Origin of the sequence: Nocardia noduli, from assembly GCF_019038455.1 — a bacterium.
Lineage (GTDB): Bacteria > Actinomycetota > Actinomycetes > Mycobacteriales > Mycobacteriaceae > Nocardia > Nocardia noduli.
On the sequence record NZ_JAFMPL010000063.1, the window covers coordinates 23,042 to 45,594 of the forward strand.

The 22,553-nt window shown below is 67.5% G+C and carries 20 protein-coding genes; 9 read left to right on the top strand and 11 right to left on the bottom strand.

Annotated features, from left to right (window positions below; translation table 11 throughout):
* The first annotated feature begins 14 nt into the window (after positions 1-14).
* Positions 15-716, top strand: coding sequence for a DUF4913 domain-containing protein (locus JZ792_RS43055; protein ID WP_308165474.1), 702 nt, complete (start codon positions 15-17; stop codon positions 714-716).
* Positions 717-746: 30 nt separating this feature from the next.
* Here the strand turns inward: JZ792_RS43055 and JZ792_RS26840 are convergent, their stop codons facing one another.
* Both JZ792_RS26840 and JZ792_RS26845 read right to left on the bottom strand, forming a co-directional pair.
* Positions 747-1,304 (bottom strand): hypothetical protein, encoded by a 558-nt coding sequence (locus JZ792_RS26840; RefSeq protein WP_216914612.1) that lies wholly within the window; start codon positions 1,302-1,304, stop codon positions 747-749.
* A gap of 323 nt (positions 1,305-1,627) precedes the next feature.
* On the bottom strand, positions 1,628-2,524 hold the full coding sequence (locus tag JZ792_RS26845) for a peptidylprolyl isomerase (RefSeq protein ID WP_216914614.1): 897 nt from the start codon (positions 2,522-2,524) through the stop codon (positions 1,628-1,630).
* A 187-nt stretch (positions 2,525-2,711) separates the two neighbouring features.
* Between JZ792_RS26845 and hisS the strand changes: the two genes are divergently transcribed.
* The 3 genes from hisS to JZ792_RS26860 all read left to right on the top strand — a co-directional run bounded on the left by hisS (position 2,712) and on the right by JZ792_RS26860 (position 5,945).
* The gene (hisS, locus tag JZ792_RS26850) at positions 2,712-3,986 is read left to right on the top strand and encodes a histidine--tRNA ligase (RefSeq protein WP_216914616.1); all 1,275 of its coding nucleotides are present in this window, start codon (positions 2,712-2,714) and stop codon (positions 3,984-3,986) included.
* A 111-nt stretch (positions 3,987-4,097) separates the two neighbouring features.
* Positions 4,098-4,745, top strand: a complete 648-nt coding sequence (locus JZ792_RS26855) for a hypothetical protein (RefSeq protein WP_216914618.1) — start codon at positions 4,098-4,100, stop codon at positions 4,743-4,745.
* A 192-nt stretch (positions 4,746-4,937) separates the two neighbouring features.
* A complete protein-coding gene (locus JZ792_RS26860; RefSeq protein WP_216914620.1) occupies positions 4,938-5,945 on the top strand; it encodes a malate dehydrogenase in 1,008 nt (335 codons plus the stop codon).
* Positions 5,946-5,968: 23 nt separating this feature from the next.
* Here JZ792_RS26860 and JZ792_RS26865 read toward each other — a convergent pair whose 3' ends face one another.
* The 4 genes from JZ792_RS26865 to JZ792_RS26880 all read right to left on the bottom strand — a co-directional run bounded on the left by JZ792_RS26865 (position 5,969) and on the right by JZ792_RS26880 (position 11,183).
* Positions 5,969-7,051, bottom strand: coding sequence for a 2-oxoacid:ferredoxin oxidoreductase subunit beta (locus JZ792_RS26865; RefSeq protein ID WP_216914622.1), 1,083 nt, complete (start codon positions 7,049-7,051; stop codon positions 5,969-5,971).
* A 1-nt stretch (position 7,052) separates the two neighbouring features.
* Positions 7,053-9,017: a 2-oxoacid:acceptor oxidoreductase subunit alpha gene (locus JZ792_RS26870; RefSeq protein ID WP_216914624.1), complete on the bottom strand. Its 1,965-nt coding sequence runs from the start codon at positions 9,015-9,017 to the stop codon at positions 7,053-7,055.
* Positions 9,018-9,131: 114 nt separating this feature from the next.
* Entirely contained in the window at positions 9,132-10,148 is a 1,017-nt protein-coding gene (locus JZ792_RS26875) for an Rv2578c family radical SAM protein (RefSeq protein ID WP_216914626.1), read from the bottom strand.
* A gap of 24 nt (positions 10,149-10,172) precedes the next feature.
* Positions 10,173-11,183, bottom strand: a complete 1,011-nt coding sequence (locus JZ792_RS26880) for an NAD-dependent epimerase/dehydratase family protein (RefSeq protein ID WP_216914628.1) — start codon at positions 11,181-11,183, stop codon at positions 10,173-10,175.
* 270 nt (positions 11,184-11,453) lie between these two features.
* On the opposite strand from JZ792_RS26880, the gene JZ792_RS26885 reads away from it, so the two are divergent.
* Both JZ792_RS26885 and JZ792_RS26890 read left to right on the top strand, forming a co-directional pair.
* Positions 11,454-11,771, top strand: coding sequence for a type VII secretion target (locus JZ792_RS26885; protein ID WP_216914630.1), 318 nt, complete (start codon positions 11,454-11,456; stop codon positions 11,769-11,771).
* 9 nt (positions 11,772-11,780) lie between these two features.
* Positions 11,781-13,457 (top strand): hypothetical protein, encoded by a 1,677-nt coding sequence (locus JZ792_RS26890; protein ID WP_216914632.1) that lies wholly within the window; start codon positions 11,781-11,783, stop codon positions 13,455-13,457.
* Positions 13,458-13,543: 86 nt separating this feature from the next.
* On the opposite strand, the gene JZ792_RS26895 is transcribed toward JZ792_RS26890, so the two are convergent.
* Both JZ792_RS26895 and ypfJ read right to left on the bottom strand, forming a co-directional pair.
* Positions 13,544-14,062 (bottom strand): hypothetical protein, encoded by a 519-nt coding sequence (locus JZ792_RS26895; RefSeq protein WP_216914634.1) that lies wholly within the window; start codon positions 14,060-14,062, stop codon positions 13,544-13,546.
* A 57-nt stretch (positions 14,063-14,119) separates the two neighbouring features.
* Positions 14,120-15,043 (bottom strand): KPN_02809 family neutral zinc metallopeptidase, encoded by a 924-nt coding sequence (gene ypfJ / locus JZ792_RS26900; RefSeq protein ID WP_216914636.1) that lies wholly within the window; start codon positions 15,041-15,043, stop codon positions 14,120-14,122.
* A 297-nt stretch (positions 15,044-15,340) separates the two neighbouring features.
* Here ypfJ and aspS point away from each other — a divergent pair, with 297 nt between their 5' ends.
* Both aspS and JZ792_RS26910 read left to right on the top strand, forming a co-directional pair.
* Entirely contained in the window at positions 15,341-17,155 is a 1,815-nt protein-coding gene (gene aspS, locus JZ792_RS26905; RefSeq protein WP_216914638.1) for an aspartate--tRNA ligase, read from the top strand.
* Between the two features lie 220 nt (positions 17,156-17,375).
* A complete protein-coding gene (locus tag JZ792_RS26910) occupies positions 17,376-18,362 on the top strand; it encodes a DUF389 domain-containing protein (protein WP_216914640.1) in 987 nt (328 codons plus the stop codon).
* Here the strand turns inward: JZ792_RS26910 and JZ792_RS26915 are convergent, their stop codons facing one another.
* On the bottom strand, positions 18,363-19,340 hold the full coding sequence (locus tag JZ792_RS26915) for a DUF2189 domain-containing protein (protein ID WP_216914642.1): 978 nt from the start codon (positions 19,338-19,340) through the stop codon (positions 18,363-18,365). It lies immediately after the preceding gene.
* A gap of 193 nt (positions 19,341-19,533) precedes the next feature.
* On the opposite strand from JZ792_RS26915, the gene JZ792_RS26920 reads away from it, so the two are divergent.
* A complete protein-coding gene (locus tag JZ792_RS26920) occupies positions 19,534-20,703 on the top strand; it encodes a phosphotransferase family protein (protein WP_216914644.1) in 1,170 nt (389 codons plus the stop codon).
* A 75-nt stretch (positions 20,704-20,778) separates the two neighbouring features.
* Here the strand turns inward: JZ792_RS26920 and JZ792_RS26925 are convergent, their stop codons facing one another.
* Positions 20,779-21,288 (bottom strand): mycothiol transferase, encoded by a 510-nt coding sequence (locus JZ792_RS26925; RefSeq protein WP_216914646.1) that lies wholly within the window; start codon positions 21,286-21,288, stop codon positions 20,779-20,781.
* Positions 21,289-21,335: 47 nt separating this feature from the next.
* Positions 21,336-22,553 (bottom strand): alkaline phosphatase D family protein (locus JZ792_RS26930; protein WP_216914648.1); only part of this gene is annotated, 1,218 nt, incomplete at its 5' end.

The following is a 22,553-nucleotide window of genomic DNA, read 5'->3' on the forward strand; positions in this document are numbered from 1 at the left end:
CCGAATTCGCCACCGTGGCGGTATTCGTCGAAGAATATCTCGGCAAGATCTATCAGCGCCAGGTCAGCGATTCGAGTGAGGCCGTCTGGTGCGATCAGTGGTGGCGCCACGGCGAGGCGGTAGCACGTCTGGATGCGCTGTGGTGGGCATGGGAGGGGCTCCATCATGATGAGCGCGGGGGATTGAGCTACTGGTTGCTTCGTCATGCCGATCCACATATGAAGCAGCTCTTCGATCCACGCGGCCCGTTCAAATACTGCGGTGTGCGCAACGGTCATCGGGATGTGCTCGGCCCGCTGCCGATCGAACCACCGCCGGACGGGGTCTTCGACCAGATGAACGGCGAGCGCCCGGACGGCTGGATCTATCCCAATGTCGTCGAATTCGTGGAGAACTACCTGTGCATGGTTTACCGACGGCAGGTCACCGACACCAGCGACTCCGCATGGTGCCCGCAGTGGTGGCAGCACACGGAGGCCGTTGTCCGGCTGGACGCGTTGTGGCGCGCATGGGAATTCTGCCGACAGGACCCACAGCAGGGCCTGAGCAAATGGTTCCTGAAGCACGCTGACCCACAGATGGAACAGCTTTTCAACCCGAGGGGGCCGTTCAAGTACTGCACCGTGCGCGCAGGACATCAGAGCCAGGTCAATCTGCTCCCGATCACCATGGAGCCATCGGGAATGTTCACCGATCCCGATCCGAGCCTTGGTTAGACCGGGCCGGATCGGGACGCTCGACGGTTCTCAGCGGGTACGTTCGAGCCCGCGGCTCAATTCCTGTTCTCGGGCCAGGATCTCCTCGGGCGCATCCTTGGATCGCGCGCGAGCCGCTTCCTGAACCGGTTGCGCGTGACCGACTTCGACGAGCATCCTGACCGCTGCCAACTCGGGTGCGACACCGATTCGGGCGAGGTGGGCGGCGATCGCGTTGCGACGTTCGGCCGAGTCGTACTGGATCTGCGGTGCGGCCGCCGACGAGGCGGTAGCAACAGCGCCGGCCGCCGACGACGCACCGGCGGACCGGTCCTTCTCCAACGAGATACCGAGACTTTGCGTCGGTACCGGCATCTCGATCATCCGCGCGAGTTCCACGTTGCGCGGATCCTTCGCCTTGGCGTCACGCGCCTCACGAACCTGGAGTTCCCTGGCCTCTTTGATGCGGGCCTCGGTGACCTTGACCCGTGCCTCGGCTTCTTTCTGGCCACGCTCACGAGTCCGCAGTGCGACGAGGGTCGCAAGCTGCAACATGGTCCTCATCATCGCGCCTGTTTCCTTGGCGATGTCGTCCAATTCTCCGGACATGGCTGCTCCCCGATGCTGCGGTGATCACTATGGATTGTGGTGGTACTCGGTGACGAACTACTCGGTGACGAACTCTGCCCCTTGTCACGACCGAACGAGCGGTGATCCGAGGGGCAGCGTGTCGTCTGCGAACGCGGACATCCGAAGCCCGGTCGCGTAGCACTCCCCGCCCGGGGGATCGGCCCGTTAGGGTTGGCTACGCTACGCGCACTCCTTCTTTCGAGATTACCCGAGAAAGCCCTGGCACAACCGTACGGACGCGTCGGTTACAGCATATATCGCACAATTCCGACACGCAGGGGTAAGTCGCCGGACAACCTCGCTCAATCCATCTGAACGGACGTGATCGTTACGGGGGTGGTGGGCTTGCCGTCGCCCGGACCGTTCGAATTGTCCTGGCCCGCTTCGGCGATCTTGTCCAGGGTGCCCATGTCGCCCTTGTCGACGGTGCCGAAGATCGTGTACTGCGGCGGGAGTTGCGAATTGCCGTAGACGATGAAGAACTGGCTTCCGTTGGTAGCCTTGCCGTCCACGCCGTCGGACCCGGTCGAACCGTTGGCGTTGGCCATGGCGAGCACGCCGCGTTCGTAGTCGACCGGCATCTGGAGGTTCGGGTCGCCCGCCGCGTACTGATCGGTCGGGTACTCGTTGTCGAATTCGTAACCGGGACCGCCCATTCCGGTGCCGACCGGGTCGCCGCACTGGAGCACCTTCAGGCCCTCGCTCGCGGTCATCCGGTGGCAGCTGGTGCCGTCGAAGTACTTCTGGTCCACCAGATTCATGAAGCTGTTGACCGTGCAGGGGGACTCGGCGTTGTTCAGCGTGAGTCCGATCGGGCCCGCGCTGGTCTCCACACTGAGGCTGACCTTCGCGTCGTTACCCGTGGTCGGCACCTCGGTGCGTTCGGGTTTGTGCACCGGCTTGTCGGCGGGGGCGCGGCCGTCGCGGTAGCTGCAGTTGACCAGTGCGGGCTTGGCCTTGGCGGCGGGCGGAGCTGCGGTCAGCGACGCGTCCTTGGGCTCGGCTGCGGTGTTGCTGTCGTTGTCGTCGCCCTTGGTCAGGAAGTACACCCCGGCCACCGCCGCGACCACGACGACGACGCCGAGCACGGATCCGGCGATCGTGAGTTGCTTGCGTTTGCGGGCCCGATCGGCGCGGGTGGCGAGCTGGCGCTCCAGCTTCCGCTTGGCCGCTGCTCGTCGCTGTTCGTTGCTCGGCACTGACACGTTCCTCCCGTTTTCCGGTCCTTTCGGGGGATCAGTGTGCCATCTCTTCCTTAGAGTTCCTCTAGACCTCCGACGAGCGTGGCGGCCAGGAGGCCGCAGGCGGGCTCCGCACCTGCGTGAGTGCGGCCCGAGGGACAACCGGTTGGACTTGTCGGGCCGCGGTGGTGGAAACTGGACCATCGTGACCAAGACCAGCCGCTTCTCCGCCCCGAAGGGGGTTCCGGATTACGTCCCGCCCGGCTCCTCGGAGTTCGTCGCGGTACGCGAGGAACTGATCCGTGCCGCCACCCTGGCCGGGTACGGGCATATCGAGCTGCCGATCTTCGAGGAGACGGCGCTGTTCGCGCGTGGCGTCGGCGAGTCGACCGACGTGGTCAGCAAGGAGATGTGGACCTTCGCCGACCGCAACGGTCAGAGTTTCACGCTGCGCCCGGAAGGCACGGCGGGCGTGATGCGCGCTGTCATCCAGCATGGCCTGGACAAATCCGCCCAACTGCCGGTGAAGGTGGTCTACGCGGGGCCGTTCTTCCGCTACGAGAATCCGCAGGCCGGACGGTACCGGCAGTTGCAGCAGGTCGGTGTCGAGGCCATCGGCGTGGACGATCCGGCCCTCGACGCCGAGGTCATCGCCATCGCCGACGCCGGATACCGCACGCTCGGCCTGAAGGATTTCCGACTGGAGATCACCTCGCTCGGTGACGAGACCTGCCGAACGCAGTACCGGGAGCTGTTGCAGGAATTCCTGTACGGGTTGCCGTTGGACGAGGAGACCAAGCGTCGGGCCTCGATCAATCCGCTGCGGGTGCTCGACGACAAACGGCCCGAGGTCAAGGCTCTGACCGCCGCCGCGCCGTTGATGATCGACCACCTCTCGGAGTCGGCGAAGACGCATTTCGAGCAGGTGCTCGGATATCTCGACGCCCTGGGCGTGCCGTACGTGGTGAATCCGCGCATGGTCCGCGGACTCGACTACTACACGAAGACGACCTTCGAATTCGTGCACGACGGGTTGGGCGCGCAATCCGGGATCGGCGGCGGCGGTCGCTACGACGGGTTGATGGCCGAACTGGGCGGACAGCCGCTGTCCGGAATCGGCTTCGGCCTCGGTGTCGACCGGACCGTTCTCGCGCTGCGCGCGGAGGGCAGGCCCGCGGGCGATCCGGCGAGTTGCGAGGTGTTCGGGGTGCCGCTCGGCGACGCGGCGAAACAGGCTCTGTTCGTGCTCGCGGCTCGGTTGCGCGCGTCGGGTATCCGCGTGGATCTGGCCTACGGCGGTCGCGGTATCAAGGGCGCGATGAAGGCCGCCGACCGCTCGGGCGCGAAGTTCGCGCTGGTACTGGGCGACCGCGATCTGGCGGAGAACACCATCGGCCTGAAGGATCTCGGCGCCGGTGATCAGCGTCAGGTGTCGTTGGACGAGGTGGCGGGAATACTCGCCGAGGCCCTCGCCCGGTAGATCCCCGATCGGGGCCGGTCCCGCGTACCACAAGCGGCCCCGCGACGCCGGTGCACGCGGTAACGTGTCTGGCGCGCCGCTGGTGCGCGAAGTCGCGGAGAGGCAGGGTCGGTGGAGTCGAATCCCGAGGGCGCGGAGGCCGTTTCGGCGATCGGCCTCGATCTGGTCGCACCCGAGGTGTACGCGCCGATGCTGCGCAAGCTGGTGCTGGCGGCGACCGGGGTCGGGGTCGGCGCGGCACTGCTGGCGGCCACGGCGCTGAGCTGGCCGACGGCGGTCGCCATCGGCGTCATCGTCGGCGTGCCGACCATCGCCTATGCCCTCGCGATCCGGCGCAGGCGGATCTGGATGGCGGGCACCACGATTCACGTGCAACGGGTGTTCGGCGAGCGTCGTGTCGAACTGTCCGAGACGACCGGGGCCGAGCTGCTCGTGTACCCGGCCCGGCTGAGCCGGATCGTGCTGCGGGTGACCGCGGGGCCGGAAACCCAGATCATCCCGCTGGCCATGTACACCGATACCGGTAGCGGCCGCGAACTGCACCTGCTGGGTCTGCGCAGGCTCGCCGACGCTCTGGCCACGAGCCGATTGGCCGCCGCGGTCGCCGTCTCGGACGTTCTCGTCCACCAGTTGCGCGCCGAGGCCCGCGACGCCGCACTGGGCGACCGGCCCCTCTACAAGGCCGTTCGACTGGCCAGAACCAACGACACGGTCTCCCCGGTCGTCCTCACCGACTCCGAGGTCGCCGAACTCGGCTGATCGGACACGCCGGTTTCCCCTCGCCACGGCACCCGCCCCGGCCGTCGAACGGCGACGCCGGTGAACCGCCCCCTGGGCTCGGTGAAGGGCGGTCTGCGACAACTGTCTGTTAGCTCACGCCCGGCCGTCGGGCTCGGTGAGACTCGTTAGGGTTGGAGACGAGTTGACCGTCTGACGTAAGGAGCCGACGTCGTGAGCACCGCTCGGAACGCGCCCGTGACCGTTGCCGTCACCGGAGGGGCAGGCCAGATCGCCTACGGTCTGCTGTTCCGGATCGCCTCCGGGGCGATGCTCGGCTCCGAGACCCCGGTGCGGCTGCGGTTGCTGGAGATCCCCGCCGCCGTCGCGTCGCTCGAAGGTGTCGCGATGGAACTCGAGGACGGCGCTTTCCCGCTGCTCGAATCCATCGATATCAGCGACGACCCGTGGGTCGGCTTCGACGGCGCGAATGTCGCGCTGCTGGTCGGGGCGCGGCCGCGCACGGCGGGGATGGAGCGCGGCGACCTGCTGGCCGCGAACGGGCCGATCTTCACCGAGCAGGGACAGGCGATCAACGCCAGCGCCGCCGACGACGTGAAGGTACTCGTTGTCGGTAATCCGGCCAACACCAATGCCTTCATCGCCATGAGCAATGCCCCCGATGTGCCCGCCGAACGGTTCACGGCGATGACGCGCCTCGACCACAATCGCGCCATCGCCCAGTTGGCCAAGAAATCGGGCGCACCCGCCGCCGATATCGCGCGCGTCGCGATCTGGGGTAACCATTCGGCCACCCAGTATCCCGATATCACCCACGCCACCATCGGCGGTCGCCGCGCGCTCGACGTGATCGACGAGCCGGACTGGGTGCGTACGGATTTCATCCCCACCGTCCAGCAGCGCGGAACCGCCATCATCCGGGCGCGCGGCGCGTCGTCGGCAGCCAGCGCGGCCAGTGCCGCGATCGACCACATTCACGACTGGTCGCTCGGAACCGGCGAGGGCGACTGGACGTCCATGGCCGTCCCGTCGGACGGTTCCTACGGCATTCCCGAGGGCCTCATCAGTTCCTTCCCTGTCACCTGCGCCGACGGCGAGTACGCGATCGTGGGCGATCTCGAACTCGATGATTTCTCGCGTACCCGCGTCGACCTCAGCGTCGCCGAACTCGAACAGGAACGCGGCGCGGTCATCGACCTCGGATTCGCCAAACGCGTCTGACAACGGCCGCGGTCGGCCGCCGCTCAGCCGCCGACGGTCCAGGTCTCCGAACCGGTGAGCAGGTTCTGGAGGGAACCGGAGTCGACCGGTGTGCGCTCGCGGGCGGTATCGGTCTGCGCGCGGACGCCGTCGTCGTAGGTGGGGCGGCTGACGCTGCGGAAGACGCCGGTGACGACGTGGTCGAGATCCTGATCCGACAGGCGCGAGAGCGCGTAGGCGTATTCGGGGCTGTCGGCATAGGCGTCGTGCACGACGATATCGGATTCGGCCACCCGGTCGGCTCGAGCGACCGCGAGACCGAAACCGTCTCGCACCACGGCGAATTCGCGATCGGCGCCGAAGCGGATGGGTTCGGCGTGGCGCAGCGGGACGAGATGGTCGGCGGCGGTGTCGCGGCGCAGCCTGTCGAAGGCGCCGTCGTTGAAGATCGGGCAGTCCTGCAAGATCTCCACGAAGGAGGTGCCCCGGTGTTCGGCGGCGGCCCGCAGCACCTCGGTGAGTCCGGCGCGATCGGAGTCCAGGGCGCGGGCGGCGAAGGTCGCCTCGGCGCCGAGCGCCACGGACAGGGTGTTGAACGGTCGGTCCACCGACCCCATCGGGGTGGATTTGGTGACCTTGCCCGGTTCGGAGGTTGGCGAGTACTGCCCCTTGGTCAAGCCATAGATCCTGTTGTTGAACAGCAGGATCGTCATGTTCACATTGCGCCGCAGCGCGTGGATCAGATGGTTGCCGCCGATCGAGAGGGCGTCGCCGTCACCGGTGACGACCCAGACCGACAGGTCGGGGCGGGTGACGGCCAATCCGGTGGCGATGGCGGGCGCGCGGCCGTGGATGGAGTGCAGACCGTACGCCTCCAGGTAGTACGGGAAGCGGCTCGAGCAGCCGATCCCGGAGACGAACATGAGATTCTCGCGGCGCAACCCGAGGTCGGCGAGGAATCCGCGCACGGTCGCCAGGATGACGTAGTCGCCGCAGCCGGGGCACCAGCGCACCTCCTGATCGGAGGTGAAATCCTTGACCTTCTGCGGACCGGGCGCTGCGGGCACCCCCGACAGGCCGGTGAGCCCCAGATCGGTTCCGACGAGCGAAGTCTCGATGATGGTCATCTCAGTTACCCCCGGTACCGGAGCGTGCGGACGGTGATCGGTCGGCCGTCGGCGCGCGGTAGGTGGCCTTGGCGCGGGCGGCGAACGCCTTGCCGTGTTCCACCTCCGCGAGTGAGCCGTCGATGGCGGCGTCGATGACGCCGACGAGTTCCTGCGCCGAGAACGCGGTGCCCGCGATCTTCGTCCACGGCAGCACGTCGACGAGATATCTCGCGCGCAGCAGCATGGCGAGCTGTCCGCTGTTCATCTCGGGGACGACCACGGTGCGGTAGCGGCGCAACACGTCGCCGAGATCGGGCGGGAGCGGGTTGAGGTGGCGCACGTGGGCCTGGGCGACGGACACGCCGCGACGCCGGGCCCGGCGGCACGCCTCACCGATGGGACCGTAGGAACTGCCCCAGCCCAGCATCAGGAGTTCGGCGTCTCCGTCCGGATCGTCGACCTCGAGTGCGGGCACGTCGATGCCGTCGATCTTGGCCTGCCGGAGCCGGACCATGAGTTCGTGGTTGTCCGGCTCGTAGGAGATGTTGCCGCTGCCGTCGGCCTTCTCCAGGCCGCCGATGCGATGGGCGAGTCCCGCGGTACCCGGCACGGCGATGGGTCGGGCCAGGGTGTCCGGGTCGCGGGCGTAGGGCTGGAATCCCGCGCCGTCCTCGGCATCGGGTTCGAAGGCGGGATCGATGGGTTCCATGGTCGCGACATCAGGAATCGACCACGGTTCGGAACCGTTGGCGATCGCGCCGTCGGAGAGCAGCAGTACCGGCGTCCGGTAGGTGAGCGCGATCCGCGCGGCCTGCACCGCCGTGGCGAAACAGTCGGCGGGAGAGCGTGGTGCGAGGACCGCGACGGGGGATTCGCCGTTGCGGCCGTAGAGGGCCTGCAACAGATCCGATTGCTCGGTCTTGGTCGGCAGACCGGTGGACGGGCCGCCGCGCTGGACATCGATGATCACCAGCGGCAGTTCCGTCATCACGGCCAACCCGATGGTCTCGCTCTTCAACGCGAGACCCGGCCCCGAGGTGCTGGTCACCCCGAGCGCGCCGCCGAGCGAAGCGCCCAGTGCCGCACCGATTCCCGCGATCTCGTCCTCGGCCTGGAAGGTGGTGACGCCGAAGTTCTTGTGCGTGCTCAGCTCGTGCAGGATGTCGGAGGCGGGGGTGATCGGGTAGGTGCCGAGGAAGACCGGCAGCCCGGCCAACTGTCCCGCCGTCACCAGTCCGTAGGCCAGCGCGGTATTGCCGGTGATCTGCCGATAGGTGCCGGGCGCGAGCGCGGCGGGCGCGATCTCGTAGGTGGTGGCGAAACTCTCCGTCGTCTCGCCGTAATTCCAGCCCGCGCGGAACGCGAGGATATTGGCCTCGGCGATATCGGGTTTCGTCGCGAACTTCTCCCGCATGAATTTCTCGGTGCCGCCGATCGGACGCCCGTACATCCAGGACAGCAGTCCGAGCGCGAACATGTTCTTGGCCCGCTGCGCGTCCTTCTTGCCGACACCGGCGGGTTCGGTGGCGGTCAGGGTCATCGAGGTCATGGCGACGCGGTGCACGGTGAAATCGGCGAGGGTGCCGTCCTCGAGTGGATCGCCCGCGTAACCGGCCTTGCTCAGATTGCGTTTGGTGAACTCGTCGGCGTTCACGATCACCGTGCCCCCGCGTGGCACCTCTTCCAGATTCGTCTTCAGCGCGGCCGGGTTCATCGCCACCAGTACGTCGGGCTGATCGCCCGCGGTGAGGATGTCGTAGTCGGCGATCTGGATCTGGAACGACGAGACGCCGGGCAGCGTGCCCTGTGGCGCGCGGATCTCGGCGGGGAAATTGGGCTGGGTGGCCAGGTCGTTGCCGAACGCGGCGGCCTCGTGCGTGAACCTGTCGCCGGTCAGCTGCATTCCGTCGCCGGAGTCACCGGCGAATCGGATCACGACCTTTTCCAATTTCGCTGTGCCGATTGCACTTTGGTGCGAGACCATATGCCTTGTCCACTTCCTCGTCGCGTGAGAGGGGTGCTAGTGGCCAACGTACTCCGCGAGACGCCTTCGGCGCGGGCGAAGCGCGGTCTCGGCCGAAATCGGCGCGGCGCGTCGTCAGGCGAACAACGACAGTTGCGGATCGGCGTCGGGTCCGGGCGTCGGATCGGCGTCGGGGACACGGGCGGAGGACCCGGCCAGTCCGTGACGGCATAGCAGCGGATCGACGCGTTCGCGCAGCCACGCCGCGTATTCCGGGGTGACGTAGGCGCCGCGCCCGTAGAGCTGACGATATCGGCGCAGCATCGCCGGATGCGCCTCGGCCAGCCAGCCGAGGAACCAGCCCCGCGTCGCCCCGCGCAGATGCATCGGAAAGGCGACCGCCGAACTCGCGCCCGCCGCCGCGATGGCGCCGAAGAGTTCGTCGAGATGGGATCGGCTGTCGGTGAGATAGGGGATGACCGGCGCCACCATCACGTTGACGTCGAATCCGGCCTCGCTCAGCGCGCCGACCATGTCGAGCCGGGCGCGCGGCGACGGTGTGCCAGATTCCAGCCCGTGGTGCAGATCGGTATCGAGAATCGCGATGGACACCGCCACGCGCACCGGAACCTCACGCGCGGCGAGGGTGAGCAGAGGCAGGTCGCGCCGCAGCAGGGTGCCCTTGGTGAGAATCGAGAACGGTGTGCCGGAGTCGGTGAGCGCGCGGATGATTCCTGGCATGAGGCGGTAGCGGCCCTCCGCGCGCTGGTACGGGTCGGTATTGGTGCCCAGTGCCACCGCCTCGCGTTGCCAGGAACGGCGGCCGAGTTCCTTGCGCAGCACCGCGGCGATATTCGTCTTCACCACGATCTGGGCGTCGAAATCGCGTCCGGCGTCCAGATCCAGATATTCGTGGGTCGGGCGCGCGAAGCAGTACCGGCAGGCATGTGAACACCCGCGCATCGGATTGATCGTCCAGCGGAACGGCAGCGACGAATCCGGCGGCATCTTGTTCAGCGCGCTCTTGCAGAGCACCTCGTGGAAAGTCATCCCGTCGAATTCGGGGGTGCGCACGGTGCGAACGAAACCTGCCCGGCCGAGGCCGGGCAGTGCGCCGTCGTCGGCGTCCAGGGATTGGTTCTGCCACCGCACCCCGTCAGTCGAACATGTGTTCTATTATCTGTCAAGCGACCCGGCGGGTGCGCGGCGGGTGAAGAGTTCCGGGTCGGCGAAGAATTCCACCAGGTCACGCACCGTCTCGTCGGTCAGGCGTGGCTGATAACCCAGTTCGCGTTCGGCCTTGGCGTGGTCGACCATCGGTGCGGAGACCAGCGCGCCCAGCGCCGCCCGCGAGATGACGTCGGTACGCAGCAACTTGCCGATCGGGGCGAGGACCGGGATCAGCCCGCCGACCAGCTTCGGCGAGATGGTGAACTTCGGTCCCTTCTTCCCGCCGTGGCGCGCCACGAGCCTGCACAGGTCGAGCATCGAGATCATCGAACCGCCCAGCAGGTAGTTCTCGCCGGTCCGGCCGTTGTCCGCCGCCAGGATCAGGCCCGCGGCGACATCGCGGACGTCGACGAGGTCGAATCCGCCGCCGATCATCGCGGGGATGCGACCCTGTGCGGCGTCGCGCAGGGTCCGATTGATCCGCGACAGTGGCGTGCCCAGATCCGCGGGTCCGAAAACCCCGGTCGGGTTGCACAGCACGGCGTCGAGTCCCTTGTCGACGACCGCGCGCAACGCCACCTCACCCGCCCATTTCGACCGGTCGTAGACGGGGAGCGCGGGCGCGATGGATCGCGCGGAGGTCTCATCGATGCGACCGCCGCAGGTGTACTGATCGAAGGCGTGGATCGAACTGGCGTGCACCATGCGCCGCGCGCCGACCTCCAGCGCCGCTTCGGCGACCACGCGCACACCCTCGGTGTTGACCTTCCACGCCAGGTCGTTGCGATCAGCGAGGGTGATCACCGCGACCAGGTGGTATACGACCTCGGCGCCGCTCAACGCCGCCCGCATCGACGCGGGGTCGAGGACATCGCCGCTGACCCAGGTGACATTCGGTTCGGTCGACCGCTGCGGCGCCACCCTGTCGATGGCGACGACCTCGTCGCCTCGATCGATCAGCAGGCGGAGCAGGTTCGTACCGAGGTAGCCGGCTGCGCCGGTCACTGCGACCTTCATGGGAACGAGAATATAGAACTTGTTCTAATTTGCAACAGGTTCCAGTTTTTGCCCTATCGCCGTGCGGCGGGCAGGAACTCGCGGGTCCGTGGCGCGTGGGAGACGGGCGCGGACCGTCTGGCTGCCCGCATGGGGGTCGGCTATATTAAGGCCCAACCGTGCCGGTTCGTGCGCTGGGAGTGCGTAGGGTCGGCGCGGACAGGGTGTAGAAGACGCCGGCGACGGTAAGCGCACGACACGAACGTTCACGACGATTTGGGGGGTTGCTCGATGGCAGAATTCTCGGCGGATACCGATGGGCTGCGGCTGTTCGCCACGGAGAACGCGGGTATCGCTTCGGAACTCGCGGGTGCGGCGAGTTTCGACACGGTGGCACAGGTCTCGGCGGCGACGCCGGTATTCGGACTGATCGGCGCGGATTATCTGCTCAGCTTCGCGGCGGCCCAGGTGTTGCAGGCCAGGGATATCAACGAACTCTCGGCCAAGTACCAGGGGTTGTCGTCCAAGGCGTTCAGCGCCGCGCTGCGCTTCGACGGCCAGGACACCGAACACGCGGCCGATCTCGGCGCCGCCGCGGAACAGATCTGAGGTCGCGCGATGAAGCCCATCGATACCGCCGACACCGGTCTGATCATGCCGCAGGACCAGGCCTCGGCCTCGACCCAGCACGCCGCCGACGACGCCGGACAGATCGCCGCCGCGGCGGTGCAGAGCACACCGCAGGCGATCCAGGATCTGGCGATGCCGCAGTTGCCGGAGGATATGGCGCCGATCGAGGCGCCGGAATTCTTCCTGTCCAAGAAGATCAGCGACGACGCGCAGTCCGGCGGTATCGGCATGCCCGCCGGTCCCGGTGGGCTCAACGGTGGCGCGGCGCCCGACACCCAGGGTGTTCTCGGCGCGGCGCCCGCCGATGTCTCCGGCCTGCTCGGTGAGGCGAACACCGCGATAAGTCATGCGACGACACAGGTGCAGTCGGCGGCCCAGGGCGTGCTCGACCAGGCGAACGGTGTGGTCGGCAGTGCCATGAGTTCGGGCGCGGCCCAGGCGACCCAGGCCGCGGCGTCGGTGCCGACGGCGCTGTCCTCGTTGCCGGCCATGCCCGCCGATCCGGTCGCCGCGCTGATGAACGGACTTTCCGTTCCCGCGCTGCCCGGCGTCGATCAGTTGGTGAAGCCGATCCTCGATCTGCTCAGCAGCTTCGGCACCGGCGTCATGGGCGCGCTGGACCCCACCCAGATCCTGAGCCAGGCCTCCGCGATCGTCGACAAGGCCGTGGCGATGGGCAAAGGCAGTATGGCCACGGTCGAGCAGGTGTGGGAGGGGCAGGCCGCCCGCAGCGCGTCGGCGGCGAGTCAGCAGGCGAGCGTGCAGGGCCAGGAAACGAGCACGAACGGGACGGATATCGCGAAACTCACCGAGTTCGCGGCCTCCGACGTGCAACGCGGCAATACCGAACTCGTCGCCGTCGCCAGCTCGTTCGTGACCCAGGCCGTCGCCATGGCGCCGGTCATCTTCACCCCGCCCGGACAGGCCGCGCTCATCGCCTCGGCGACCGAACATCTCGGCAACGCCGTGGGGGTGGTCAATGCCACGCGCGGCCAGCTCGCGGGCAAGACCGCCGAACTGAACGGCGTCGTCGCCCAGATGCTCGGGCAGAGCGGGCTGCCCGCCCCGCAGGACGTGGCCCAGGCCGCCATCCAGAACATCGGCGAGCCGCTGATGAGCGAGGCGAAGGACACCGCGACCAAAGCGGCCGGGCTCGGCGATTCCTCCGGACTTTCCTCGCTGGGGAGCCAGTCGCCGACCGCGGCGCAATCCGCGGGCAGCCACGGCAGTTCGGGAAGTCCGAGCGCGCTCGGTGCGCTCGGCACGGCGCGGCCGGGAGGTTCCGGCGGATCGGGGCGCGGCGGCGGCGGTTCCGGATCGGGTTCCGGCTCCTCGTCCTCGGCTCGTCCCGGCACGGGTTCGCTCGGATCGACGGTGTCCCCGTTGCGTTCGATGCCGGGCCTTTCGGGAACGTCGCTGGGGGCCGCCGGTGGCGCTTCCACATCGACGGCGGGTACCGGAAGTTCGTTCATGGGCAGCCCCGGGGCCGGAGCAGCCGGTGCCAAGGGCGGCGACGACGATCAGCACTCACGCAATGTGGCGCCGTATCAGAGCATCATCGGCAACGACGACCTGACCGGACCGCTCGGGGAATCGACCCCGGACGTCATCGGCGCGCCGCACTCGGACGAACTGCTCTCGGACTACGAACAGGACCAGTTCTAGTTCGTTCTCGCACCACCGTATTCGGCACGAGTGCCCCTTCCCGGGTCGGGGAGGGGCACTCGTGCCGTGCAGCGGTCCTTCGGCGATCAGTTCTTGACGAAGGCGTCCAGCAGTGTGCGATAGAGGTCGGCGAAGCGTTTTCTGGCGCTCTGCTGATCGGTGGTGAGTCCTTCCGACAGGTCCGGCGCGTAGACGATCAGGTGCACGGTCTGTTCGGGCGGTTGCGGCATCAGATCGATGATCTGGGTGCCGTGGTCGGTGATCGACGGCGTGCCGAGGTCGAGGGTCGCGAGTTCCTTGATCTCGGTGAGCGCCGAGCGCACCACCTCGGGGCGAATCTTGCCCTCGAGCTGTTGCGGCGGGGTCTCCGGCTTGCGCTCGGCCGCAGCGGCGTCGGGCTTCTTTATCGCACGGCCGTCGGCGAAGACCTCGAGAATCGGGCGTAGATCGGTTCGCTCCTGCCATCCGCCGGGGATGGTCGTGAGGGTCAGCAGGGCGATCGAGTCGGCGTCCGCCGAACCGGATTCCGGGTCGGCGGCGGCGGTACTCCCACCGCCCACGAGGGCCAGTACGAGAACCACCAGCGCTGACATTGTTCTGCGCATCAGATAACCCACCTCGTTCACTGTGTCGAATTCGCCGACGGTCAGATGCGACGTCGGTCAGCGCAGCGCGTCGGGATTGTCCAGGTCGCGAGCCGAATACGTATCGCACGCGTCGACCCGGCCCGTCCGGTATCCGGTGAGGAACCACTTCTGCCGCTGTTCCGAGGAACCGTGTGTCCATGCCTCCGGGTTGACCCGACCCTGCGCCGCGCGTTGGATCCTATCGTCACCCACCGCCGAGGCGGCGGATAACGCGTCGCGAACATCGTTGTCCGACAGTGGCTTCAGAAACGGCTGCGAACTGCCCGGCGCGGGGGTCTTGTCGGCATAGTGCGCCCAGATGCCCGCGTAGCAGTCGGCCTGCAATTCGGTACGCACCGCACCGGATTCGGGACCGCGCGGATCGCGCTGCGCGCGGCCGATATCCCCGAGCAGGTTCTGGATGTGATGGCCGATCTCGTGGGCGACCACGTATTCCTGGGCGAGCGGGCCGTTGCTCGCGCCGAAACGATCGGTCAGCTCGTTGAAGAAGGTGACGTCGAAGTAGGCGGTCCGATCGGCCGGGCAGTAGAAGGGGCCGACCTCGCTGGTGGCATTGCCGCAGCCGGTCGCCGTCGCACCCGAGAACAGGACGACCTGGGGTTCGACGTATTTGTCACCCGTCTGCGCGGGCAACTGCTCGCCCCAGATGACATCGAGGCTGACCGCGGTCAGCGCGACCCGGCAGTCGACGTACTTGTTGGCATCGGCGCCGGTCTTGCAGTGCTCGGGCGTGCCCGCCGTCGCGGATTCGGATTGCGGATCCTGCGCGCCGGTGAGGTCGCCGAGCAGCGAACCGGGATCGCCGCCGAACAGCAGTGCCAGTACCAGCACGATGATTCCGCCCGCGCCGCCGCCGAGGGCGATCTTGCCGCCCCTGCCGGGACCACCGCCGGACCGGACGGCATCCGGATCGATCTGCATGCCCTCGTTGAAGGTCATCGTCGTCGCTTCCTGTGTTCGATCGGACGCGCGCCGCCGCGGGTCGTCGGGCGACGATCCACGGCGGGATGTGGCGCAAGGTCGCACCCGACATACCCGGTGCGACCTGGTATCCACACCTTGTCACGGATGAACCGCATTCCGTTATCGAGCGCGGACGTGTCGCGACGATGGGCGATTCGCGCGGTTTCGGGGTGTCGCGAGCCGAGCGTGATTAGGGAGCCTGCCTGCGTCGTCGCTACGATGGCAACCGCACCGGGTGGCCCAACCGGTGCCGGAATCGTCGAAAGGAATCCCGTGCTGCGCACCCACTTGGCCGGTTCGCTGCGAAGCGAACACGCCGGCCAGACCGTCACCCTCACCGGCTGGGTGGCCCGGCGTCGTGACCACGGTGGCGTGATCTTCATCGATCTGCGTGACGCGTCCGGCGTGGCGCAGGCGGTATTCCGTGAGGGCGAGCCCGCCGAACAGGCGCACAAACTGCGTGCCGAATTCTGTGTGCTGGTCACCGGGATCGTGGAGCAGCGCCCCGACGGCAACGAGAACCCCGATCTGCCGACCGGCGATATCGAGGTCAACGTCACCTCGCTCGAGGTGTTGAACGAGAGCGCGCCGCTGCCGTTCCAGCTGGACGAACAGCCCGGCGAGGAAGCCCGGCTCAAGCACCGCTACCTCGATCTGCGTCGCGAGGGCCCCGCCCAGGCGATCCGGTTGCGATCCAAGGCGAACGCCGCGGCCCGCGAGGTGCTCGCCGAGCACGCCTTCATCGAGGTCGAGACGCCGACGCTGACCAGGTCCACCCCCGAGGGCGCCCGCGACTTCCTGGTTCCCGCGCGGTTGCAGCCCGGCAGTTTCTACGCGCTCCCGCAGAGCCCGCAGCTGTTCAAACAGCTGCTGATGGTCGGCGGTATCGAACGCTACTTCCAGATCGCGCGCTGCTACCGCGACGAGGATTTCCGCGCCGACCGTCAGCCGGAGTTCACCCAGCTCGACATCGAGATGAGTTTCGTGCGCCAGGAGGATGTGATCCTGCTGGCCGAGGACATCCTGGTCGCGCTGTGGAAGCTGATCGGCCACGACATCCCGACCCCGATCTCGCACATGACCTACGCGGAAGCGATGCGCCGCTTCGGTTCCGACAAACCGGATCTGCGTTTCGGCGTCGAGATCACCGAACTCACCGAGTACTTCCGTGAAACGCCGTTCCGGGTGTTCCAGTCGCCGTATGTCGGCGCCGTCGTCATGCCGGGTGGCGCGAGCCAGCCGCGGCGTCAGCTCGACGCCTGGCAGGAATGGGCCAAACAGCGCGGAGCGAAGGGCCTCGCCTACGTTCTGGTCAACGAGGACGGCACCCTGGGCGGTCCGGTCGCCAAGAACATCACCGACGCCGAACGCGACGGCCTGGCCAAACAGGTCGGCGCGGAGCCGGGCGACTGTGTCTTCTTCGCCGCGGGCGAGGTCAAGTCCAGCCGGGCCCTGCTGGGCGCGGCGCGCGGCGAGATCGCCCGCAAGGTCGGCCTGATCGACGAGAGCGCCTGGTCGTTCGTGTGGATCGTGGACGCGCCGATGTTCGAACCCGCCGCCGAGGCGACCGCGAGCGGCGATGTCGCGCTCGGTCATTCGGCGTGGACGGCCGTGCACCACGCGTTCACCTCGCCCAAGCCGGAATCGCTCGAGACCTTCGACACCGATCCCGGGTCCGCGCTGGCCTACGCCTACGACATCGTCTGCAACGGCAACGAGATCGGCGGCGGTTCCATTCGTATCCATCGCCGCGACATCCAGGAACGCGTCTTCGAGGTGATGGGGATCAGCCACGACGAGGCGCAGGAGAAATTCGGCTTCCTGTTGGACGCCTTCGCCTTCGGCGCGCCGCCGCACGGCGGTATCGCCTTCGGCTGGGACCGGATCGTCGCACTGCTCGGCGGTCTCGACTCCATCCGCGAGGTGATCGCGTTCCCGAAGACCGGTAACGGCGTGGACCCGCTGACCGACGCGCCCGCACCGATCACCGCGCAGCAGCGCAGGGAAGCGGGCCTGGACGCGAAGCCGGAGCAGAAGAAGGGGCAGCAGCCCGCGAAGCCGCAGGCCGAGGCGGCCGCACCGCAGTGAACGAACGGCCGCGGTCACGGCGGTCCCGGTACCCGGGATCGCTGTGCCCGTCGCTCGTTCGAGATCCCGCCGTACGCACGGTTCGGCGGGACGCGGCGCTGTGGAACACATGACCTTTCACCGTATGTCGGTTCGTTGCGCGGTCGCAGCGCGAGTGCGGTAGCTTCGTCTCGATTTCGACGTCCTCCGCGTGGAGGACGCTGACGGCGAGGGGATACCCGTGCTCCATCTGCGCATGATCAGTCCTCCCGAGACGACCGATCCGGTGCTGCGAGTGCTGACCGACGAGCCCGGCGTCACCCACATCACCTGTGCGCGCGGGGTCGCGATCGAGCCCGAGGGCGATCTGATCCAGGCCGATATCGCCCGCGAGGCCGCCAACGATGTGATCGAACGGCTCAAGGGGCTGGATATCGACCACACCGGCGGTCTCACCCTCGTACCGGTCGAGACGGTGCTCTCCGACGCGGGCGACCGCGCGGTCGACGAGGCGCCGGGCGATCCGACCGACGCGGTGGTCTGGGAGGAACTGCTCGCCCAGACCCACGAGGAGTCCTCTCTCAATTCCACTTTCGTGGCGTTCCTGACCATCGCCTGCCTGCTCGCCGCGGTCGGTGTGGCGACGGACTCGCCGGTGACCATCGTCGGCGCCATGGTGGTCGGCCCGGAATTCGGTCCGCTCGCGGCCTTTTCGGTGGGCGTGGTGCGGCGGGACTGGGCGCTGGCCCGCCGGTCGGCGGTGGCACTGCTGGTCGCGTTCCCGGTCGCGATGGTGGTCACCCTGGCCGCCACCGCGATATGGGAACAGTTCGGCTGGATCACCCTGACGGGCGTGGAGCACACGAACAATGTCGACTTCATCTACGAGGTCGGGCCGTTCTCACTGATCGTGGCCCTCCTGGCCGGAGCGGCGGGCATGCTGTCGCTGGTCACGTCCAAATCGGCGGCGTTGATCGGCGTCTTCATCTCGGTGACCACCGTGCCCGCGGCCGGATTCGCGGTGGTGGCCGCCACCGTGGGCGAATGGAATATCGCCATGATGTCGGTCGGACAGCTCGCGGTGAACCTGTCCGGCATCGTCGTGGCCGGGGTGATCGTGCTCGAATTGCGGCCCCGCGCCGGAAGCGACGTGGGGCCGGTGGAACGGTGCAAGAAATGGCTCGGGATGACCTCGAAGGTCGAGAAGGTGAACTGGGTCGAGAAATGATCAGGGTGCGACGACTCCGCCGGTGAGGCCGCGATAGGCGAAGGTGACCGCGATGACCGACACCGGGCCCGCGACCAGCAGCCCGAGGCCGCACAGCAGCGTGCCGACGAGGGTGATCACCGCGACCGCGAGGGCGAGCAGCAATGTCTGCCCGAGGTTGCTCACCACCAGCACGGCACTGGATTTGATCGCGCTGAACGGTCCCTGATCCTGATCGACCACGAAGTGCAGGGCGAACATGCACAGATATCCGACGATCAGGCCCGGAATCACGCAGAACGCCAAGCCGATCCAGGTGCCGATGAACGCCAGCATCGCGGTCAGCAGGACATTGCCCGCGTTCACGAAGCGGAAGTACGACCCGAAAGCCGGTTTGTTGCCGTCGGTTTCGTACAGCGCGCCGCGCACCATGGCCGCTTGCAACAGCCAGACCGCCGCCATCACGGTGAGGAACAGCAACACGACCGGAAGGAAGGAGTTCGGGGCGAAAATCCGGACGAGCAACCAGAAAACCAAATAGATGACAATACCCATGGCTGTAATTCCGAGCCATGGCGCGGGATTCGCTCGGAACTTTTCCAGCCCGTAGCTGATCGCGTTCCCGACATCGAGGTCGACCGGCTGGCCTACGGTTTGGTAGCCATAGGTGTGCTGATGGCTGGAATCCACCCCGGAATCGTCCGGGGGGAGAGTGCCGGGACCCGTTCCCTGCGGCCCGTAGGTCGGCTGCGGCGAGTAGGCGATCGGGGGCGGCGGTTCGACCGGCTCGTTGCCGTATTGGGCCGCGCCCGGCCCGTCGAACTGCGGGTATCCTGCGCCACCTGCCATTTCGTGACGGGCGTGGGGTGTGCCCGGCTCCGCGGGATGTGGCTGTGCGGCTTCGTGCTGTCCCTGTCCGGCCGCGTACTGGCCGCCGCCGCCCTGCGGGGGTGCTTCGCGTGCCGGATCGCGCGGTGCGTGAGACGGAGTGTCGGTCACAGTGTCAGACCTTTCGAGGCACCTGGTTTGCCATGTGGCGCACAGCAGTTGACGATGAGAAAACCCGACCGTCGCAATAGTGTCAAGCAAGCGCCGTGGGTTCCGCGAGCTGGAGGCCGGACACGCCGAGCGACGCGGAAAGGTTGTGTAACAGGTCGCTAGAAGTGACCTGATGCGAGTAGCTTGGGAGTCGATGACCGCACTATTGGCCGAACGCGCCGCCGAAGTCGTGTCCGCAGCACAACAGTTGCTCACAAAGCGAATGGGTGCTGCGGTCAAGCTGAGCGATCCGATGGAACTCAGCGGAAGTGGTAGGACGACAGTCCTACGCGTGCGTGTGTCGGAGAATGCCTACTCGTTGCCTCGGACCCTGATCATCAAGCAGGTCCGCGGTGCCGCACGCGATCGCAGGACCGGCGGGCTGGCGCCCGGTGTGGCCAGCGTCGATTCGGCATTCCTCCGGGAAACCGCCTCCTATCAGTTCACCACCGCCCTCGGCCGTGACCAGCGGCCCGGCGCCTACCTGATCGCGCACAGCCTGCCGGACCGGCTGCTCATCCTGAGCGACCTCGGCGAGAACTCGCTGCTGACCCAGGCCCTGCGCACCGGAGCCGAACCGGCGACCCGTAACGCGCTGATGGCCTTCGCGCAGGCCATGGGCCGCATGCACGCGGCGACGGTGGGACGTGAGGCCGATTTCGTCGCGCTGCTGCGCCGGGTCGAGGTCGTGCACCGGGTGGACGGCATCGCCCAGCAGGCCGAATCCGCGATCGCCGAAGTGCCGGGACTGCTCCAGCGCGAAATCGGCGTCGAGGTGCCGGGTGAGATCGCCGAGCGCATCGTGCGCGGTAACCGGTTGTTCTCCGCGGGCAGGTTCCGTGCGTTCAGCCCCTCGGATCTGTGCCCCGACAATGTGATCCTCAACGAGGAGGGCGCGCGGTTCCTCGACTACGAATGGGGCGGATTCCGCGACGCCACCCTGGATATCGCGTACGCGCTGGTGTCCTTCCCCGGCTGCCTGTGCGATTTCGAGCTGTCACGTGAACGCGGCGGGCAGATGATCGAGGCCTGGCGCTCCGAGATCGTCGGGGTCTGGCCCGCGCTCGCCGACGACGACGTCCTCGCCGAGCGCATCCTCGAGGCCCGGCTGATCTGGGTCTGGCTCAGCACCTACTGGTTCCTGCCCGCCGATCACGCGCGCATCGCCGCGGCCCGCGAGCACGGCCTGTCGGTGCCGCGTTCGGACGCGCTGATCAATCGCTGGGCCGCCCTCGCCGAGGATGCCCGCTGCACCGGCGACGATATCGTCGGCGATTTCGCGGAGGATGTGTCGGCCCGGCTCGAAGAGCGCTGGGCCGAGTAGGAGCCGATCGGCTCCTACCGACACCCGGCGTACCGCCGACCGTGGCGCTCACGATTGGCGGGTCGACGGTCGTGATCAGCGGCGGCGCAGGAGTACGCCGCGGATGAACGCGGCCTGCCCCGAATGCTGGATATCGTCATCGATGACGCTGATCAGTCGCACGCCGAGGGTGACTGGCGGATCCCACCGGATATCGACCACGCGCGGGAGATCGGCGTCGGTCAAACCGGCGACGTATTTCACGGATTGTTCGTGCACCGCATCGAAGTAGCCGAGAAGTAGCTCCGCGGTCGCCGTGACCCGAGCGATCTCGGTCGGTCCGTGTCCGTACCCGGTGTCGGCCTCGGGGAACGGGAGGCCGAAGCGCTCGGCCCAGCCCGCCGTCGTCCACACCTGCTCCAGGCCCGCCACCTCGGCGACGTGATCGTCCTGGACCCTGGTCAGATGCCAGACCAGCCAGGCGATGGAATTCGCGCCCGGCTCGATCGCGGCGTCCAGTTCGTGCTGTGTGAGACCTTCGACGGCTCCGTGCACGTTCTCCAGGATCCGGCCGAAGGCATCGGTCAGTAAGTCGGCACTCGTCATATCCGGACCAACAGCGGCGGCCCGGACTTATTCCCGTCCGCCGCTCGTCAGTGGACCGGAGCCGAGCGCGGCGCGACCCGCCCGCCCGACGGTACGGCGAACGAAGCGCCGTGCCGCACAGTGGAATCGGGATTCTCCACATCGGCCAGGTAGAACCAGTCCATCTGGGCGCGTTCGGTGGTGACATCGAGGACGCCGTAGCCGTGCGATTCCAGTTCGACGTAGCGCAGGTGGTGGTTCGCGCCCGTCACCGCCGCCTCGATGGGCACGGCGGCGGTGCGCGGTGGCGCACCGATCAATTCGCCGATACTGGACGAAGTGACCGAGGGGACCACGAATTCCGCGCCGACGGTGGGCCCACCCGGATAGTTCGCGGCGTCGATCGGCAGATCGGCGGCCCAGGAGGAATGGATATCGCCGGTCAGGAACACCACGTCACCGATCCGCTGGTCGTGCAGGGTGCGGAACAGAGTTCGGCGATCGGCGGTGTATCCGTCCCACTGGTCGGCATTCGCGGGGATGCCCGCCTGCGGCAGTCCCATGACCCGGGTGAAGGCTTCGGTGGTGGCCGGTTCGAGCGGAGGGAAGACCAGTGGCGCGATCATCACCGAATTGCCGATCAGTTTCCACTGCACCGGGGCCGACGCCAAACCGGCTGTGAGCCACTCCATTTGCGCCTTGCCGGTGATGGTGCGCGCCGGATCGTCGATATCGCGCCAGCCGGTCACCGCCTCGGCCTCGCGGTCACGGTAGCTGCGCAGATCCAGCATCGAGAGTTCGGCGAGCGTGCCGAACCGCAGGCGGCGGTAGATCTTGGCCTGGTCACCGGAACCGTTGGCGCGCACCGGCATCCATTCGAGGTAGGCGCGCGCCGACGCGGCACGACGGTCGCGCCAGTCGCCGCTCACCGCCGGGTCGTGTGTGCTCGAGCCGCCCGACCACGAATTGTCGGCGGCTTCGTGATCGTCCCAGGTGCAGATGAACGGCAGCCGCGTGTGCAGGACGGCGAGGTCGGGGTCGGTCTTGTACTGGGCGTGCCTGATGCGGTAATCGGCCAGCGTCACGATCTCCACGGCGGGATCGTGCGGTCGGACGGCTCCGGTGCGTCCGCCGTATTCGCCACGTCCGTATTCGTAGATGTAGTCGCCGAGGTGCACGATCGCGTCGAGATCGTCGCGCGCGGCCAGGTGGCGATACGCGCCGAAGTAGCCCGCCTCCCAGTTCGAGCACGAGACCACGCCGAAGCGGAGGCGTTCCGGGGAATC